Genomic DNA, 16953 nt, shown 5'->3' with positions numbered 1-16953 from the left:
AGCGGGCAGGGCGTTCAGCTGACGACCGCGATCACGGGCGTGTGGTCGGACGGCTGTTCCCACGTGCGCGGCACGCGATCGACCTCGCACGACGTGCAGGTTTCGGCGAGCGCCGGCGACAGCAGGATGTGGTCGATGCGCAGCCCCGCGTTGCGGCGGAACGCGAACATCCGGTAGTCCCACCACGTGAAGGTCTTCTCGGGCTGCTCGAAGCGGCGGAACGCATCGACGAAGCCGAGTTCGATCAGTTTCGCGAAATGCGCGCGCTCCTGCGGTGACACGAGGTTCTGGCCTTCCCATTTCGCCGGGTCGTGCACGTCGCGATCTTCCGGCGCGATGTTGTAGTCGCCGAGCAGCGCGAGCTTCGGGTAGCGCTGCATCTCGGTGCCCAGCCACGCCTGCAGCGCGTCGAGCCACTGCATCTTGTAGACGAACTTGTCGGAGTCGGGTGCCTGGCCGTTCGGGAAATATGCGGACACGATGCGCACGCCTTCGACCGTCACGGCGATCACGCGCTGCTGTGCGTCGTCGAAGCCGGGGATGTTGCGCACGACGTCCGATTCGTCGACGGCGAGCGTGTCGCGCGCGAGGATCGCGACGCCGTTGTAGGTCTTCTGGCCCGCGAACCAGCTGCGGTAGCCGATCGCTTCGAGATCGGCGCGCGGATATTTCTCGTCCGGCAGCTTCAGTTCCTGCAGGCACAGCACGTCGGCTCCGCTTTGCGCGAGCCAGTCGAGCACGTGCTGCTTGCGGACGTTGAGCGAGTTGACGTTCCAGGTGGCGATTTTCATGAACGGGAATGCGTGCGGGGTGAATGCGAAGGCCGCCATCTTACCGCGAGCACGGGGCGCGAACGCGCGCGACACACGATGCGAAGCCGGTGCCGTGCGTGTCGATATCGACGGCCTGCGAAGAATTTGTGACAAAAGTATTGACGTGAGTGCTTCATCACCCTATAATTTATTTCTCTGACGCGGGGTGGAGCAGTCTGGCAGCTCGTCGGGCTCATAACCCGAAGGTCGTAGGTTCAAATCCTACCCCCGCAACCAAGCACACCAGGCGATGTGCAGCGCAAGTGACCGATGCGCGCTTCGTCGACAGGAACCCGGCCCCGTGCCGGGTTTTTTGTTTTTCAGCCCGCCGCCCATTCAACCGCCGCCTTCGCATGCAGCGCGGTCGTATCGAATACCGGCAGCGGCGCGTCGTCCGCGCCGATCAGCAGCGTGATTTCCGTACAGCCGAGTATCACAGCCTGTGCGCCGCGTTTCGCCAGTTCCCCGATGATCGACACGTAGGTCGCACGCGACCCGGCATCGATCACGCCGTGACACAGCTCGTCGTAGATGATCCGGTGCACGTCGTTGCGTGCGGATTCGTCCGGCACCAGCACGTCGAGGCCGAACTTGTCGCGCAGGCGCTCCGCATAGAACGGCAGCTCCATCGTGTAGCGCGTGCCGAGCAGCGCGACGCGCTCGACGCCGGCGGCGCGCAGCGCGGCGCCGGTCGGATCGGCGATGTGCAGGAACGGCAGCGATACGGCAGCCTCGATCGCGCCGTGCACGCGGTGCATCGTGTTGGTCGTCAGCACGACGAGATCGGCGCCGGCCGCTTCGAGCCGACGCGCGGCATCGGCCATCCGTTCGCCGAGCGCGGCCCAGTCCTGCGCGCGCTGCAGCGCTTCGATCTCCGCGAAATCCACCGTGACCAGCACGCTCTTCGCGTTGTGATGGCCGCCGTGCAGCGCCTTCGAATGGCGATTGATCATCCGGTAGTACTCGGCCGACGATTCCCAGCTCATTCCGCCGATGAGTCCGATCGTTTTCATCCGTCACCTGTGCGTTTCGTATGTCGTGGCAGACGAGTATAGGGGGCGGCCCGGGCGCGCGGCGGTACGATCCGCGCGAAGCGGACCGGTACGGCATTGCCGGTCGGGGGTGGCCGGCGAGCGGGTGGAGGCGATCCGAGGCGTTCCGGCTGCGCCGGGCGTCGGCCGTCGGCCGAACGCGGTAGCACGCGACAGTTGAAACGGGCACTGTGTTTTTGTACAGTATCGGCACCGTGAATCCGACCATCATCCCGCCTGCCGATCCGCGCGGGTCGCCGCCCGGCGACGCGCCGTCGCGCGTGCGCAAGATCATCCACTGCGACTGCGACTGCTTTTACGCGTCGGTCGAGATGCGCGACGACCCGTCGCTGCGCAACCGGCCGCTCGCCGTCGGCGGCCGGCCCGACCAGCGCGGCGTGATCGCGACCTGCAACTACGAGGCGCGACGCTACGGCGTGCATTCCGCGATGTCGTCGGCGCTCGCGATGCGCAAGTGTCCGGACCTGCTGATCCTGCCGTCCGCGATGGACAAATACCGTGCGGCGTCGCGGCAGATCATGGCGATCTATCGCGACTACACGCACGACGTCGAGCCGCTGTCGCTCGACGAGGCGTACCTCGACGTCAGCGGTTCGCAGCTGTGCCAGGGCAGCGCCACGCTGATTGCGCGGGAGATTCGCCAGCGCGTGTACGACACGGTCGGCGTGACGGTGTCGGCCGGTGTCGCGCCGAACAAGTTCATCGCGAAGATCGCGTCCGACTGGAACAAGCCCGACGGTCTGTTCGTCGTGCGGCCGCACGAGGTCGATGCGTTCGTCGCGGCGCTGCCGGTGCGCAAGCTGCACGGCGTCGGCCAGGTGACGGCCGCGCGGCTCGACCGGCTGGGCATCCAGACCTGCGCGCAGTTGCGCGGCTGGTCGCTGATCGACCTGCATCGCGAGTTCGGTGCGTTCGGCCGGCGGCTGTACCAGCTGGCGCGCGGCATCGACGAGCGGCCGGTGCGGGCCGACCAGGAGCGCAAGTCGGTCAGCGTCGAGACGACCTACGTGACCGACCTGACGACGCTCGAGCAATGCGCGGACGAGATCCGCCGCCTCGTCGTGCAGCTCGACGCGCGCATCGCGCGCGCGGGCGCGGCCCGCACGATCCGCAAGCTGTACGTGAAGATCCGCTTCGCCGATTTCCAGCGTACGACGGTCGAGTGCGTGGCCGACGCGACGAACGCGCAGACGGCCGTCACGCTGCTCGCGAAGGGGCTGCAACGGCGCGCGCAGGCCGTGCGGCTGCTCGGCGTCGGCGTGCGCATCGACGAGGACACGGCCGAGCGTCACGGGCAGTTTTCGCTGTTCGATGACGAAGCGGACGAGGGGGCTGATACTGACGGCGCTGCCGCTGCCGCTGCCGCTGCCGCTGCCGCTGCCAACGCCAACGCCAACGCGGAAACCGACGCAATCGACCCGAACGACCCGAACGACCCGAACGACCCGAACGAGCCGAACGACCCGAACGAGGCGAACGAGGCGAACGAGGCGAACGAGGCGAACGAGGCGAACGAGGCGAACGAGGCGAACGAGGCGAACGAGGCGAACGCCGCCAACGACAAAACCTCCGCGCCATGAAAAAAGGCACCGCCGCAGCGGTGCCTTTCGACGCAGCCGGACAAGCCGGACAGCGCGCGCTCAGTGCGCGGGCGAGGCCATCCCGTTGTGACGCAGCAGCGCGTCGATTTCCGGCTCGCGGCCGCGGAACGCCTTGAACGAATCCATCGCCGGCCGGCTGCCGCCGACTTCGAGGATTTCGCGGCGATAGCGCGTGCCGGTCGCCGCGTCGAGCACGCTGCCGCTGGCGGCGGCCGCTTCCTCGAACGCCGCGTACGCGTCGGCCGACAGCACCTCGGCCCACTTGTAGCTGTAGTAGCCGGCCGCATAGCCGCCCGCGAAGATGTGGCTGAACGTGTTCGGCCAGCGCGAGAACGCGGCCTGCGGGATCACGTGGTAGCGCTCGTTGATCTCGCGTGCGAACGCATTCACACCGGTCGTGCCGGACGGGTCGAAGTCGACGTGCAGCAGCATGTCGAACATCGAGAACACGATCTGGCGCAGCGTGCCGAGGCCGCTCTGGAAGTTCTTCGCGGCGATCATCTTGTCGAACAGCTCGCGCGGCAGCGCGGCGCCCGTATCGACGTGCGACGACATCGACGACAGCACGTCCCATTCCCAGCAGAAGTTTTCCATGAACTGCGACGGCAGCTCGACCGCATCCCATTCGACGCCGTTGATGCCCGACACGCCGAGCTCGTCGACGCGCGTGAGCATGTGATGCAGCCCGTGGCCGAATTCATGGAACAGCGTGATGACCTCGTCATGCGTGAAGCAGGCGGGCTTGCCGCCGACGGGTGCCGAGAAGTTGCAGGTCAGGTACGCGACCGGCGTCTGCACGGCGTCGCCGCGCTTGGCGCGCGCACGCGCATCGTCCATCCACGCGCCGCCGCGCTTGCCTTCGCGTGCGTACAGGTCGAGATAGAACTGCGCGACGAGCGAGCCGTCGCGGTTCTCCACGCGGAAGAAGCGGACGTCCTTGTGCCACACCGGTGCGTCGTCCGGCTTGATCCGCACGCCGAACAGCGTTTCGGTGACGTTGAACAGGCCCTTCAGCACGGCCGGTTCCGGGAAGTACTGCTTGACCTCGTTTTCCGAGAACGCGTAGCGCTGCTGACGCAGCCGCTCGGCCGCGAACGCGACGTCCCACGGGGCGAGCTCGGTCAGGCCGAGTTCCTTCGCGGCGAACGCGCGCAGTTCGTCCCAGTCCTTGTCCGCGTGCGGACGCGCGCGCGTCGCGAGATCCTCGAGGAACGCGATCACCTGTTGCGGCGATTCGGCCATCTTCGGCGCGAGCGACACTTCGGCGAAGTTGCGGTAGCCGAGCATCTGCGCCTCTTCGCGGCGCAGCTTAAGCTCGTCCTCGACGATCGCCGTGTTGTCCCACTCGGCCTTGCCGCCGCCGTATTGCGGCCCGAGTTCAGACGCGCGCGTCGCATACGCGCGGTACAGCGTCTCGCGCATCGCACGGTTCTCGGCGTACTGCAGCACCGGGAAGTAGGACGGAAAGTGCAGCGTGAACTTCCAGCCTTCCTTGCCTTCCTTCTGCGCGGCCTCGCGGGCCGCTTCGATCGCATCGCCCGGCAGGCCGGCCAGCTCGGCCTCGTCCTGCGCGAAATACGCATACGCGTTGGTCGCGTCGAGCACGTGGTCGGAGAATGCCTTCGACAGCGCGGCCTGCTGCTCCTGCAATTCCGCGAAACGCGGCTTCTGATCCTCGGGCAGCTCGGCGCCCGACAGGCGGAAATCGCGCAGGGCGTTGTCGAGGATCTTCTTGCGCTCGGCGGACAGCGTCGCGTATTCGGCGCTCGCGGCGATCGCCTTGTACTTCTCGTACAGCGCGAGGTTCTGGCCGACGCTCGACCAGAATTCGGTCACGCGTGGCAGGTTTTCGCCGTACGCGGCGCGCAGTTCCGGCGTATCGGCGACCGCGTTCAGGTGGCCGACGACGCCCCATGCGCGCCCGAGCGGCTCCGTCGCCTGCTCGACCGTCTCGACGATCGCGGCCCAGGTCGCCGGCGTCGCGGGTGCGCTCGCCGTGTCGACCGCGCGGTTGGCGGCATCGAGCAGCGTGTCGAGCGCGGGCGTCACGTGTTCCGGACGAATCTCGCCGAAGCGGGGCAGGCCGGAGAAATCGAGGAGCGGATTGGTATTGGCGCTGGCGGACATTAAGACTCCCTGTCTGTTGCCGGATGAACCGGGGTGAAAAGGGTGAGGCGCGATGCGGCGGCGCCCGATATCGACATTATTGGGGCGCAACGCGCGCTTTCCAATCGTTAGTTTCTAACGAGGCGATTGACGGAGCGCGACGCGGAGCCGGAAAGGGTCGAAAGGGGCGGAATGAAGCGGAGCGCGACAGTGTGGCAGGGCGCTGACGCGGCCGCGGCGGGCGGCCGGCGGGACGCCGGCGCACGCATGCGCGCCGGCTGGACGGGCGAGAGGGTCGAAGGCGCTCAGGCGGCCGCGGCGGCGCGCTCGGCGGCTTCGATCGTGTTGATCAGCAGCATCGTGATGGTCATCGGGCCGACGCCGCCCGGCACCGGCGTGATGTGGCCGGCGACTTCCTTCACGCCGGCGAAGTCGACGTCGCCGCACAGCTTGCCCGCGTCGTCGCGGTTCATGCCGACGTCGATCACGGTCGCACCGGGCTTGACCATGTCTGCCGTCAGGATGTTGCGCTTGCCGACCGCGGCGACCACGACGTCGGCCTGGCGCGTGTGCGCGGCGAGGTCGCGCGTCTTGCTGTGGCAGATCGTCACGGTCGCGCCGGCTTCGAGCAGCAGCATCGCCATCGGCTTGCCGACGATGTTCGAGCGGCCGATCACGACGGCGTTGGCGCCTTGCAGCGGGATGCCGTGCGCTTCGAACATCTTCATCACGCCGTACGGCGTGCACGGGCGGAACAGCGGCTTGCCCGTCATCAGTGCGCCGGCGTTCGCGACGTGGAAACCGTCGACGTCCTTCTCCGGCGCGATCGCCTCGATCACCTTGTGGCTGTCGATGTGCGCGGGCAGCGGCAGCTGGACCAGGATGCCGTGGATCTTCGGGTCGCGGTTCAGTTCGTCGATGCGCGCGAGCAGGTCGGCTTCCGACAGCGTGTCGGGGTACGCATCCTTCAGCGAGAAGAAGCCGTTGTCCTCGCACGCCTTGATCTTGTTGCGCACGTAGACTTCGCTCGCCGGGTTGGCGCCGACGAGGATCACCGCGAGGCCGGGCTGGTGGCCGCGTGCGGTCAGGGCGCCGGCGCGTTCGGCGGCCTGCGCGCGCAAGGTCTTCGAGAGGGCGTTGCCGTCGATGAGGAGGGCTGTCATGGTGGTGGTCCTGCCGGGAAGTTGGAATGCGGGCGTACGGCGCGCGAAACGCCGCAGCAAAACACGGAATTATACCGGTCGCCTGCCGTCGTCCGACAGCGAATACAAGGAAAGCGTCATGGCGGCGGTGCCGGCGCCCCGGGAGGCGGCGCCGTGCCGTGCCGCGCGAGTGGGCCGCATCGCGCGGCGCGGCGGTGCGGCGGTGCGGCCGGCCGGGCAGGCGCCCGGCGGCCGCGCGCAACGTTCAGGCCTGCTTCTTCGACAGCGCGAGGCGCAGCAGATCGGCGACCGTGTTGACGTTGAGCTTTTCCATGATGTTCGCGCGGTGCGCTTCGACCGTCTTGATGCTGATCCCGAGATCGTCGGCGATCTGCTTGTTCAGGCGGCCGGCGATGATCCGCTCGAGCACCTGCTGCTCGCGCGCGGTCAGCTTCGACAGGCGCTCGCTCGCGGCGCGCTGTTCCTGGACGCTCTTGCTTTCGCTTCGGGCCTTGTCGAGCATCCGCTCGACGAGCTTGCGCAGCTCGGCCTCGTCGAACGGTTTCTCGATAAAGTCCATCGCACCCTTTTTCATCGTCGACACGGCCATCGGCACGTCACCGTGGCCCGTGACGAAGATGATCGGCAGCGCGGCGTTGTCGGCGATCAGGCGCTCCTGCAGCTCGAGGCCGCTCATGCCCGACATCCGCACGTCGAGGATCAGGCAGGCGATCTGGCCGGCCTGCTGCGCCGGCTGGTACGCATCGAGGAACTGCTCGGCGCTCGAGAAACATTGCACGCGATAGCCGTTCGCCTCCAGCAGCCAGCGCAGCGAGTCCCGTACGGCCTCGTCGTCGTCGACGACGAAGACAGTTTCCTGAGTGGTGGTGACAGGGCTATTCATAGTTCTCCCGTAACGGTATGTGATGCCGATGCCTCGCGCCCCCCTTGGCCGAGATCAGCGGGTTCCCCAATGGGCAGGCTGCAGTGGAATGTCGCGCCGGAAATGCGGCCGTCCGGTTCGACATTGTTGACCACCCACAGACGCCCCCGATGCGATTCGATGATCGAACGGCAGATGTTCAGCCCCATGCCCATGCCGTCGGACTTGGTGCTGTAAAACGGTTCGAACAGGCGTTCGGCGGTCGCTTCGTCGACGCCCGGACCCTGGTCGATCACGCGGATGTCGACGAAACCCGCATCGATGTCGGCGACGACGCGGATCACGCCGTCCGCCGACGCCGGCTTCACGTCGGCCATTGCCTCGGCCGCGTTCTTCATCAGGTTCACGAGCACCTGCTCGATCAGCACGGGGTCGACATAAATAATAGGCATTCTTGCGAGGATTTCCGTGACGATCCGGATCCTGCGTTTCCTGGCCTCGATTTCGGCGAGCCCGACTGCGTCGGCGACGATGTCCGCGACCCGCGCCGGCTGGCGCTTCGGCTCGCTGCGCTTCACGAATTCGCGGATCCGCTTGACGATCATCCCCGCGCGCAGCGCCTGCTGCGCGGTCTTTTCCAGCGCGGGCTGCAGCGTCTCTGGCGTGCCGCGGCCGCTCTTCACGAGCGCGAGCGTGCCCGAGCAATAGTTGTTGATCGCGGCGAGCGGCTGATTCAATTCGTGTGCAATCGACGACGCCATTTCACCCATCGTCATCAATCGGCTCGTGAACTGCAGCTTCTCTTCCTGCTGGTGCGCGAGTTCCTGCGCCTTCTTGCGGGTCGTGATGTCGGTCGCGATCTGCATCTGCGCGAGGTGGCCGTCCACCCACTGGATGTACTGGCGGCGCACTTCGAACCACTTCTGGATGCTCTCGACGTACACCTCCTGCGCGTCTGCCGTGCTGCTCGTCAGCGCGGCGGCCGGCAGGCCCGCGAACGCATCGACCATGTCGATCGAGTCGGATGACGCCTGCGCGCGGTCGAAGCCGCCGCCCGACAGCTCGAGGTGGCCGTCCGGGCGGATCCCGAACAGGTGGCGGTAGTAGCGGTTCGCGAACAGCAGCTCGGCTTCGTCGGCGGCCAGCACCGATACCGCGGCGTCGAGGCTTTCGAGCACCGTCGTGAAGCGCTCGTGCGCGGCCGCGAGTTCCTCGCGCGCGCGCTTCGGCTCGGTGATGTCGGTCATCGACGACATCCAGCCGGTCTGGCGGCCCGAGCTGTCGATCAGCGGCGAAACGTAGAGGCGCGCATGGAACAGCGTGCCGTTCTTGCGCCGCACGCGCAGCTCGAAGCCCGAGCTCGGTGCCTTGCCGCGCAGCGTCATGTCGAGCTGGCGCTGCATTTCGGGATACGAGTCGCGCGGCCAGTAGGGGAACGGTGCGACCTTGCCGACGAGGTCGGTTTCGTCCCAGCCCGTCATACGGCAGAACGCGGGGTTCACGTGCGTGATGCGGCCGTGCATGTCGAGCACGCGCATGCCGATCAGCACCGAATTCTCCATCGCGCGGCGGAAGAACGCCTCCGCATACAGCGCCTGCTGTGCCTCGAAGCGTTGGCGCGTGTGCTTCCACAGGCTCCAGAGGCTCCACAGCACGAAGCACGACAGGCCGGCCACGAGCCACACGAGCGTGTTGTTGGTCAGGTTCGTGAGCTGCGGGAACGCATACACGCGCACGGTCAGCCCCTGGCCGGGCGGGTCGAGCGGCAGGTCGTAGTGGGAGTCGCGCGGCAGGCGCGGGCGCGTCGACGTGGACGACAGCTCGCGGTTGTTCGAGTCGGTGATCGAGATCTTGTACTTCGACGACAGCTCCTGCGGGATGTCGTGCTTCAGGATCCCTTCGACCGAGAACACCGCGGCGAGCGAGCCGAGATATTCGCGGTCGCCGCGCATCACGGGCGTCTGCAGCGTGATGAAGCCGTTGCCGAAGTCGTCGTAGATCAGCGGCGAATAGGCCTGGCGGCGCGTGCTGCGCGCTTCGTCGTACGCGCCGCGCACGGCGTCCTGCATCTGCGCGTCGCCGGGTTTCGCGAGCCGCTGGCCGAGCAGCGGAGGATGCACGGTCGGCCAGCGCTGCACGCCGGGCGCGGTGTACCAGTTCAGATAGAGGATTTCCGGATGCGTCTGCATCACGTCCGCGACGGCCATCTGGAATGCGTTCTGGTCGAGGCGGCCGGACGCGAGATCGCGCGACAGCGCCTGCAGTTGCTCCTGCGCGCCCGTCATCGACAGGCGGATCTGCTGCTGCGCCCACGCGACGTTACGGAACAGGGTGTCTTCCTGCTGCTGCTGTTCGCGGCGATTGAGGCTCCATAGAATGAGGCTCATCACCACGAGGAACACGAGGATCGACAGCAGCGGCGTCAGCAAATAGGAATTGGACCACCACGGTCCGTGGTGCCAGCGGGACGGCTGCGACTCCGCCGGCGGGCCCGACGGTCGCGCCGAGCGTGCGAAAAGCCGATCGGTCAACATGGCAGGATTGTAGCGCAGCGCAATACATGGAAAACCTATACCGGATATGTTGAACGGAAACGGATTTATGCCTGCGGCGCGTGCCGGAGAGGCCCGCCGCAAGGGTGCAGCGCAGCAATATTCCGCATTACGAGAAAAGATCTCATAATTCGAAAATTCTGTTGCGCGGGGCCGGCGACGCTCATTACAATCCGTCGGAGCTTGCCCGCAGGCCGCGCCGCGTCGTCTGCACGAGAGCGATCCTCACATTCCAGGACCCAGGAGACGAGAATGTCCGCTGTACCGAACGAAGTGATGAAATATGTCGCCGCCGAACGTGACGACGACCCGCAAGAAACCGTTGAATGGCTCGAGTCGCTCGACGGCGTGATCTCCTCGGTGGGCACCGGCCGCGCGCATTACCTGATCGAAAAGCAGATCGAGTTCGCCCGCATGCACGGCGAACACCTGCCGTTCTCCGCCAACACCCCGTACATCAACACGATCCCGGTCGAAGCCCAGGCGAAGATTCCGGGCGACCAGGACCTCGAGCACCGCATCCGTTCGTACACGCGCTGGAACGCGCTGGCGATGGTGCTGCGCGCCGGCAAGGACACGAACGTCGGCGGGCACATCGCGTCGTTCGCATCGGCCGCGACGCTCTATGACGTCGGCTACAACCACTTCTGGCACGCGGCGTCCGACCAGCACGGCGGCGACCTCGTGTTCGTGCAGGGCCACTCGTCGCCGGGCGTGTACTCGCGCGCGTTCCTGCTCGGCCGCCTGTCGGAAGAGCAGCTCGACAACTTCCGCCAGGAAGTCGACGGCAAGGGCATCTCGTCGTACCCGCACCCGTGGCTGATGCCGGACTTCTGGCAGTTCCCGACGGTGTCGATGGGTCTCGGCCCGATCATGGCGATCTACCAGGCACGCTTCATGAAGTACCTGGAATCGCGCGGCATCGCGAAGACCGCCGGCCGCAAGGTCTGGGCGTTCCTCGGCGACGGCGAGACGGACGAGCCGGAATCGCTCGGCGCGATCGGCATGGCGAGCCGCGAGAAGCTCGACAACCTCGTGTTCGTGATCAACTGCAACCTGCAGCGTCTCGACGGCCCGGTGCGCGGCAACGGCAAGATCATCCAGGAACTGGAATCGGAATTCCGCGGCGCCGGCTGGAACGTGATCAAGGTCATCTGGGGCAGCCGCTGGGATGCGCTGTTCGCCCGCGACAAGACGGGCGCGCTGATGCGCCGCATGATGGAAGTCGTCGACGGCGAATACCAGACGTACAAGTCGGAGTCGGGCGCGTTCGTACGCGAACACTTCTTCAACACGCCTGAACTGAAGGCGCTCGTCGCCGACTGGTCGGACGACGACATCTGGGCGCTGAACCGCGGCGGCCACGATCCGCACAAGATCTACGCGGCGTTCCACGAAGCGACCAACACGAAGGGCGCGCCGACCGTCATCCTCGCGAAGACCATCAAGGGCTACGGGATGGGCGAGTCGGGCCAGGCGATGAACATCACGCACCAGCAGAAGAAGCTGCCGGTCGAGCAACTGAAGAAGTTCCGTGACCAGTTCCGCCTGCCGATCACCGACGAGCAGATCGCCGACGTGCCGTACCTGAAGTTCGAGGAAGGCTCGAAGGAACTCGAATACATGCGCCAGAAGCGCATGGACCTCGGCGGCTACCTGCCGCATCGCCGCGAGAAGGCGACGTCGCTGCCGGTGCCGGCGCTCGACGCATTCGAGCCGCTGCTGAAGGGCACGGGCGAAGGCCGCGAGATCTCGACGACGATGGCGTTCGTGCGGATCCTGAACATCCTGCTGAAGGACAAGGCGCTCGGCAAGCGCGTCGTGCCGATCGTCCCGGACGAATCGCGTACGTTCGGCATGGAAGGCCTGTTCCGCCAGATCGGTATCTGGAACCAGGAAGGCCAGAAGTACGTGCCGGAAGATTCCGACCAGCTGATGTTCTACAAGGAATCGGAAACCGGCCAGATCCTGCAGGAAGGCATCAACGAAGCGGGCGGCATGTGCGACTGGATCGCGGCGGCGACGTCGTATTCGACGCACGGCGAGATCATGGTGCCGTTCTACATCTTCTATTCGATGTTCGGCTTCCAGCGGATCGGCGACCTGGCATGGGCGGCGGGCGACATGCGCTCGCGCGGCTTCCTGCTCGGCGGTACCGCGGGCCGCACGACGCTGAACGGCGAAGGCCTGCAGCACGAAGACGGTCACTCGCTCCTGTGGGCCGCATCGGTGCCGAACTGCATCAGCTACGACCCGACGTTCGGCTACGAACTCGCGGTGATCGTCCAGGACGGCCTGCGCCGCATGGTGCAGGAGCAGGAAGACGTGTACTACTACATCACGGTGATGAACGAGAACTACGAGCACCCGGCGATTCCGCAGGGCGAGCACGTGGCGGCCGACATCATCAAGGGCATGTACGCGTTCAAGAAGGCCGACGCGGACGCGAAGGCGCCGCGCGTGCAATTGCTCGGCGCGGGCACGATCTTCAACGAAGTGATCGCTGCCGCCGACCTGCTGAAGAACGACTGGGGCGTCGCGGCCGACCTGTGGAGCGTGCCGAGCTTCACCGAACTCGCGCGTGAAGGCCACGAGATCGAGCGCTGGAACCTGCTCCATCCGACCGAGGAGCGTCGCCTGTCGCACGTGCAGAAGTGCCTGAAGGACACGCAGGGTCCGGTCATCGCGTCGACCGACTACGTGCGCGCGCTGGTCGACCAGATCCGCGGCCAGATCGATCGCCGCTTCGTCGTGCTGGGCACGGACGGCTTCGGTCGTTCGGACACCCGCGAGAAGCTGCGTCACTTCTTCGAAGTCGACCGTCACTGGGTCACCGTCGCCGCGCTGAACGCGCTGGCCGACGAAGGCACGATCGAGCGCAAGGTGGTCGCGGACGCGATTGCCAAGTACAACCTCGATCCGTCCAAGCCCAACCCGATGACCGTTTAACGCACACGCGCCGTGTGATGCCGCGCGCCGCTTCCGGGAGGGGCGCGCGCGGCCATGGAGACACAAAAAGATGAGTCAAGCGATCGAAGTGAAGGTGCCGGATATCGGCGATTACAAGGACGTGCCCGTCATCGAGGTGCTCGTGAAGGTGGGTGACACGGTCGAGCCCGAGCAGTCGCTCGTCACGCTCGAGTCGGACAAGGCGACGATGGACGTCCCGAGCCCGGCAGCCGGCACGGTCAAGGAAGTGAAGATCAAGGTGGGCGATTCCGTGTCGGAAGGCTCGCTGATCGTCCTGCTCGAAGGCGGCGCCGCGGCGCAGGTGAATGGTGCGGCCGCGCCGGCAGCCGCACCGGCTCCGGCGGCAGCGCCCGCACCCGCGCCGGCTGCGGCAGCGCCGGCTGCCGCGCCGGCCACGTCGGGCGGCACGCTCGAGGTGAAGGTGCCCGACATCGGCGACTACAAGGACGTCCCGGTGATCGAGATCGGCGTGAAGGTTGGCGACACGGTCGAGAAGGAGCAATCGCTCGTCACGCTCGAGTCCGACAAGGCGACGATGGACGTGCCGAGCCCGGCCGCCGGCGTCGTGAAGGAAATCAAGGTCAAGGTGGGCGATTCGGTGTCCGAAGGCACGCTGATCGTGCTGCTCGACGCCGCTGGCGGCGCGCCTGCCGCCGCGCCGCAGGCGAGCGCGCCGGCTCCGGCCGCTGCCGCGCCGGCACCCGCCGCCGCACCGGCACCCGCGAAGGCTGCACCGGCTCCGGCTGCTGCCGCGCCGGCCGCCGCAACGTCGGGCGAGTACCGCGCGAGCCACGCATCGCCGTCCGTGCGCAAGTTCGCGCGCGAGCTCGGCGTGGAAGTCGCACGCGTTCAGGGTACTGGTCCGAAGGGCCGCATCACGAAGGACGACATCACCGGCTTCGTGAAGGGCGTGATGACGGGCCAGCGCGCGGCACCGGCCGCGGCAGCCGCGCCGGCAGGCGGCGGCGAGCTGAACCTGCTGCCGTGGCCGAAGGTCGACTTCTCGAAGTTCGGCCCGTTCGAGGCGAAGCCGCTGTCGCGCATCAAGAAGATCTCGGGCGCGAACCTGCATCGCAACTGGGTGATGATCCCGCACGTCACGAACAACGACGAAGCGGACATCACCGAGCTCGAAGCGCTGCGCGTACAGCTGAACAAGGAGCACGAGAAGGCGGGCGTGAAGTTCACGATGCTCGCATTCGTGATCAAGGCGGTCGTCGCCGCGCTGAAGAAGTTCCCGACCTTCAACGCGAGCCTCGACGGCGACAACCTGGTGTTCAAGCAGTACTACCACGTCGGTTTTGCCGCGGACACGCCGAACGGCCTCGTCGTGCCGGTGATCCGCGACGCGGACAAGAAGGGCCTTGTCGACATCGCGAAGGAAATGGCCGAGTTGTCGAAGGCCGCGCGCGACGGCAAGCTGAAGCCGGACCAGATGCAGGGCGGCTGCTTCTCGATCTCGTCGCTCGGCGGGATCGGCGGCACCAACTTCACGCCGATCATCAACGCGCCGGAAGTCGCGATCCTCGGGTTGTCGCGCGGGCAGATGAAGCCGGTGTGGGACGGCAAGCAGTTCGTGCCTCGGCTCACGCTGCCGCTGTCGCTGTCGTATGACCATCGCGTCATCGATGGCGCGGAAGCCGCGCGGTTCAATGCGTATCTCGGCGCGTTGCTGGCCGATTTCCGTCGCATCATTCTTTGATGAGCTGAGGGTTTTCGCAGGGGCGTGGGTTCCATGTCGGTGATCCATGCCCCGTCGTTGAACTTGTTTGCTTGACGGTCAATCAGCGTCGCCCCTGCGCGGGGCGGCGGTCACTTTTCTTTGTCTTCCAAAGAAAAGTAACCAAAAGAAAGGCGCGTCCTTGGGCGGACGGCAAAGGTGGTTCTGCCCGGGTTCGCGTTCTCCAGTCAGGCCGTAGTTCAGCAGCGCGCGAATCCTCTCCCTCTGTCAGCAGCCAAACAAGAAGGGGACGTACATGAGTCTCATCGAAGTCAAGGTTCCGGATATCGGCGATTTCAGCGGCGTCGATGTCATCGAAGTCAACGTGAAGCCGGGCGACGTGATCGAAAAAGAGCAGACGCTCATCACGCTCGAATCGGACAAAGCCTCCATGGAAGTGCCCAGCGACGTCGCCGGCACGGTCAAGGAAGTCAAGGTCAAGGCCGGCGAGAAAGTCTCGCAAGGCACCGTGATCGCCATCGTCGAAGCAGCGGCAGGCGCAGCCGCGCCCGCGAAAGCAGCCGAACCCGCAAAGGCCGCAGCACCGGCTCCGGCCGCCGCGCCCGCCGCCGCCCCGGCCGTCGCTCCGCAAGCCGGCAGCTACAGCGGCTCCGCCGACATCGAATGCGACATGCTCGTGCTCGGTGCCGGCCCCGGCGGCTACTCGGCCGCATTCCGCGCAGCCGACCTCGGCATGAAGACGGTGCTCGTCGAACGTTACTCGACGCTCGGCGGCGTCTGCCTGAACGTCGGCTGTATCCCGTCGAAGGCGCTGCTGCACACGGCGCTCGTCATCGACGAAGCCGCGGCGCTCGCGTCGCACGGCATCTCGTTCGGCAAGCCGGAAGTCGATCTCGACAAGCTGCGCGACTTCAAGGGCGGCGTCGTCAAGAAGCTGACGACGGGCCTCGCCGGCATGGCGAAGGCGCGCAAGGTCGAAGTGGTCACCGGCGTCGGCGCGTTTGTCGATCCGTATCACATGGAAGTGCAGGGCGAGAACGGCAAGAAGGTCGTCAAGTTCAAGCAGGCAATCATCGCCGCCGGCTCGCAGGCCGTGAAGCTGCCGTTCATGCCGGAAGACCCGCGCGTCGTCGATTCGACGGGCGCGCTCGAACTGCGCCAGCTGCCCAAGCGCATGCTCGTGATCGGCGGCGGCATCATCGGCCTCGAAATGGCGACTGTGTACGCGACGCTCGGCGCCGAGATCGACGTCGTCGAAATGATGGACGGCCTGATGATGGGCGCGGACCGCGATCTCGTGAAGGTCTGGGAAAAGTACAACGCGAAGCGCTTCGGCAACGTGATGCTGAAGACCAAGACGGTCGGCGCGGAAGCGAAGGAAGACGGCATCTACGTGAAGTTCGAGGGCGAGAAGGCGCCGGCAGAAGCGCAGCGCTACGACCTCGTGCTGGTGGCGGTGGGCCGCAGCCCGAACGGCAAGAAGATCGGTGCCGACAAGGCCGGCGTCGCGGTCACCGACCGCGGCTTCATCGACGTCGACAAGCAGATGCGCACGAACGTCCCGCACATCTTCGCGATCGGCGACATCGTCGGCCAGCCGATGCTCGCGCACAAGGCCGTGCATGAAGGCCACGTCGCAGCGGAAGCCGCGCACGGCGAAAAGGCGTACTTCGACGCGCTGCAGATCCCGTCGGTGGCGTACACCGATCCGGAAGTGGCGTGGGCCGGCAAGACGGAAGACCAGTGCAAGGCCGAAGGCATCAAGTACGGCAAGGCCGTGTTCCCGTGGGCCGCATCGGGCCGCGCGATCGCGAACGGCCGCGACGAAGGCTTCACGAAACTGATCTTCGACGAGGAAACCCATCGCGTGATCGGCGGGGGGATCGTCGGCCTGAACGCGGGCGACCTGATCAGCGAAGTGTGTCTCGCCGTCGAGATGGGCGCGGACGCGGAAGATATCGGCAAGACGATCCATCCGCACCCGACGCTCGGCGAATCGGTCGGCATGGCCGCGGAACTGTACGAAGGCGTCTGTACGGACCTGCCGCCGCAACGCAAGAAGTAACGCAATCGGCTCGGCCGGCCTCGCGCCGGCCACGAAAAACGCCGCCGCCCGGGTACCCGGACGGCGGCGTTTTCTTTTGCCCGCGGCCG

The 16953-nt window shown here is 66.4% G+C and carries 10 protein-coding genes and 1 tRNA gene; 5 read left to right on the top strand and 6 right to left on the bottom strand.

Annotation, left to right across the window (positions count from 1 at the left end; all coding sequences use genetic code 11):
• Positions 1-14 precede the first annotated feature (14 nt).
• Complete coding sequence (gene xth / locus DIE16_RS20035) at positions 15-791, bottom strand: exodeoxyribonuclease III (protein WP_124522161.1); 777 nt, start codon at positions 789-791, stop codon at positions 15-17.
• A 181-nt stretch (positions 792-972) separates the two neighbouring features.
• On the opposite strand from xth, the gene DIE16_RS20030 reads away from it, so the two are divergent.
• Positions 973-1049: transfer RNA gene (locus DIE16_RS20030), tRNA-Met, on the top strand.
• 83 nt (positions 1050-1132) lie between these two features.
• Here the strand turns inward: DIE16_RS20030 and DIE16_RS20025 are convergent.
• Positions 1133-1825 carry an aspartate/glutamate racemase family protein gene (locus tag DIE16_RS20025; protein ID WP_124893286.1) on the bottom strand — a complete coding sequence of 231 codons (693 nt, stop codon included), beginning with the start codon at positions 1823-1825 and terminating at the stop codon, positions 1133-1135.
• Between the two features lie 209 nt (positions 1826-2034).
• Between DIE16_RS20025 and dinB the strand changes: the two genes are divergently transcribed.
• Entirely contained in the window at positions 2035-3444 is a 1410-nt protein-coding gene (gene dinB / locus DIE16_RS20020; protein WP_124893285.1) for a DNA polymerase IV, read from the top strand.
• A gap of 60 nt (positions 3445-3504) precedes the next feature.
• Here dinB and DIE16_RS20015 read toward each other — a convergent pair whose 3' ends face one another.
• The 4 genes from DIE16_RS20015 to fixL form a co-directional block, all read right to left on the bottom strand.
• A complete protein-coding gene (locus DIE16_RS20015; RefSeq protein WP_124893284.1) occupies positions 3505-5592 on the bottom strand; it encodes a M3 family metallopeptidase in 2088 nt (695 codons plus the stop codon).
• Between the two features lie 284 nt (positions 5593-5876).
• A complete protein-coding gene (gene folD / locus DIE16_RS20010) occupies positions 5877-6734 on the bottom strand; it encodes a bifunctional methylenetetrahydrofolate dehydrogenase/methenyltetrahydrofolate cyclohydrolase FolD (RefSeq protein ID WP_124893283.1) in 858 nt (285 codons plus the stop codon).
• 244 nt (positions 6735-6978) lie between these two features.
• Positions 6979-7617 (bottom strand): oxygen response regulator transcription factor FixJ, encoded by a 639-nt coding sequence (gene fixJ / locus DIE16_RS20005; protein WP_006493245.1) that lies wholly within the window; start codon positions 7615-7617, stop codon positions 6979-6981.
• Entirely contained in the window at positions 7614-10130 is a 2517-nt protein-coding gene (fixL, locus tag DIE16_RS20000) for an oxygen sensor histidine kinase FixL (protein WP_124488317.1), read from the bottom strand. Before fixL ends, fixJ begins: the two co-directional genes overlap by 4 nt.
• Positions 10131-10400: 270 nt before the next feature.
• Between fixL and aceE the strand changes: the two genes are divergently transcribed.
• The 3 genes from aceE to lpdA all read left to right on the top strand — a co-directional run bounded on the left by aceE (position 10401) and on the right by lpdA (position 16864).
• The gene (gene aceE, locus DIE16_RS19995) at positions 10401-13097 is read left to right on the top strand and encodes a pyruvate dehydrogenase (acetyl-transferring), homodimeric type (protein ID WP_044849249.1); all 2697 of its coding nucleotides are present in this window, start codon (positions 10401-10403) and stop codon (positions 13095-13097) included.
• 70 nt (positions 13098-13167) lie between these two features.
• Entirely contained in the window at positions 13168-14820 is a 1653-nt protein-coding gene (aceF, locus tag DIE16_RS19990; protein WP_124488316.1) for a dihydrolipoyllysine-residue acetyltransferase, read from the top strand.
• 274 nt (positions 14821-15094) lie between these two features.
• On the top strand, positions 15095-16864 hold the full coding sequence (gene lpdA / locus DIE16_RS19980) for a dihydrolipoyl dehydrogenase (RefSeq protein ID WP_124488315.1): 1770 nt from the start codon (positions 15095-15097) through the stop codon (positions 16862-16864).
• Positions 16865-16953: the final 89 nt, after the last annotated feature.

Origin of the sequence: Burkholderia sp. Bp9090 (assembly GCF_003857985.1) — a bacterium.
In the GTDB taxonomy this organism is placed as follows: Bacteria; Pseudomonadota; Gammaproteobacteria; order Burkholderiales; family Burkholderiaceae; genus Burkholderia.
This window is presented reverse-complemented; position numbering and strand designations above follow the sequence as displayed.

Coding starts and splice junctions, on each gene's coding strand:
- xth (WP_124522161.1), bottom strand. CDS start 791: ATGAAAATCGCCACCTGGAACGTCAACTCGCTCAACGTCCGCAAGCAG.
- aceE (WP_044849249.1), top strand. CDS start 10,401: ATGTCCGCTGTACCGAACGAAGTGATGAAATATGTCGCCGCCGAACGT.
- folD (WP_124893283.1), bottom strand. CDS start 6,734: ATGACAGCCCTCCTCATCGACGGCAACGCCCTCTCGAAGACCTTGCGC.
- DIE16_RS20025 (WP_124893286.1), bottom strand. CDS start 1,825: ATGAAAACGATCGGACTCATCGGCGGAATGAGCTGGGAATCGTCGGCC.
- aceF (WP_124488316.1), top strand. CDS start 13,168: ATGAGTCAAGCGATCGAAGTGAAGGTGCCGGATATCGGCGATTACAAG.
- DIE16_RS20015 (WP_124893284.1), bottom strand. CDS start 5,592: ATGTCCGCCAGCGCCAATACCAATCCGCTCCTCGATTTCTCCGGCCTG.
- fixJ (WP_006493245.1), bottom strand. CDS start 7,617: ATGAATAGCCCTGTCACCACCACTCAGGAAACTGTCTTCGTCGTCGAC.
- lpdA (WP_124488315.1), top strand. CDS start 15,095: ATGAGTCTCATCGAAGTCAAGGTTCCGGATATCGGCGATTTCAGCGGC.
- fixL (WP_124488317.1), bottom strand. CDS start 10,130: ATGTTGACCGATCGGCTTTTCGCACGCTCGGCGCGACCGTCGGGCCCG.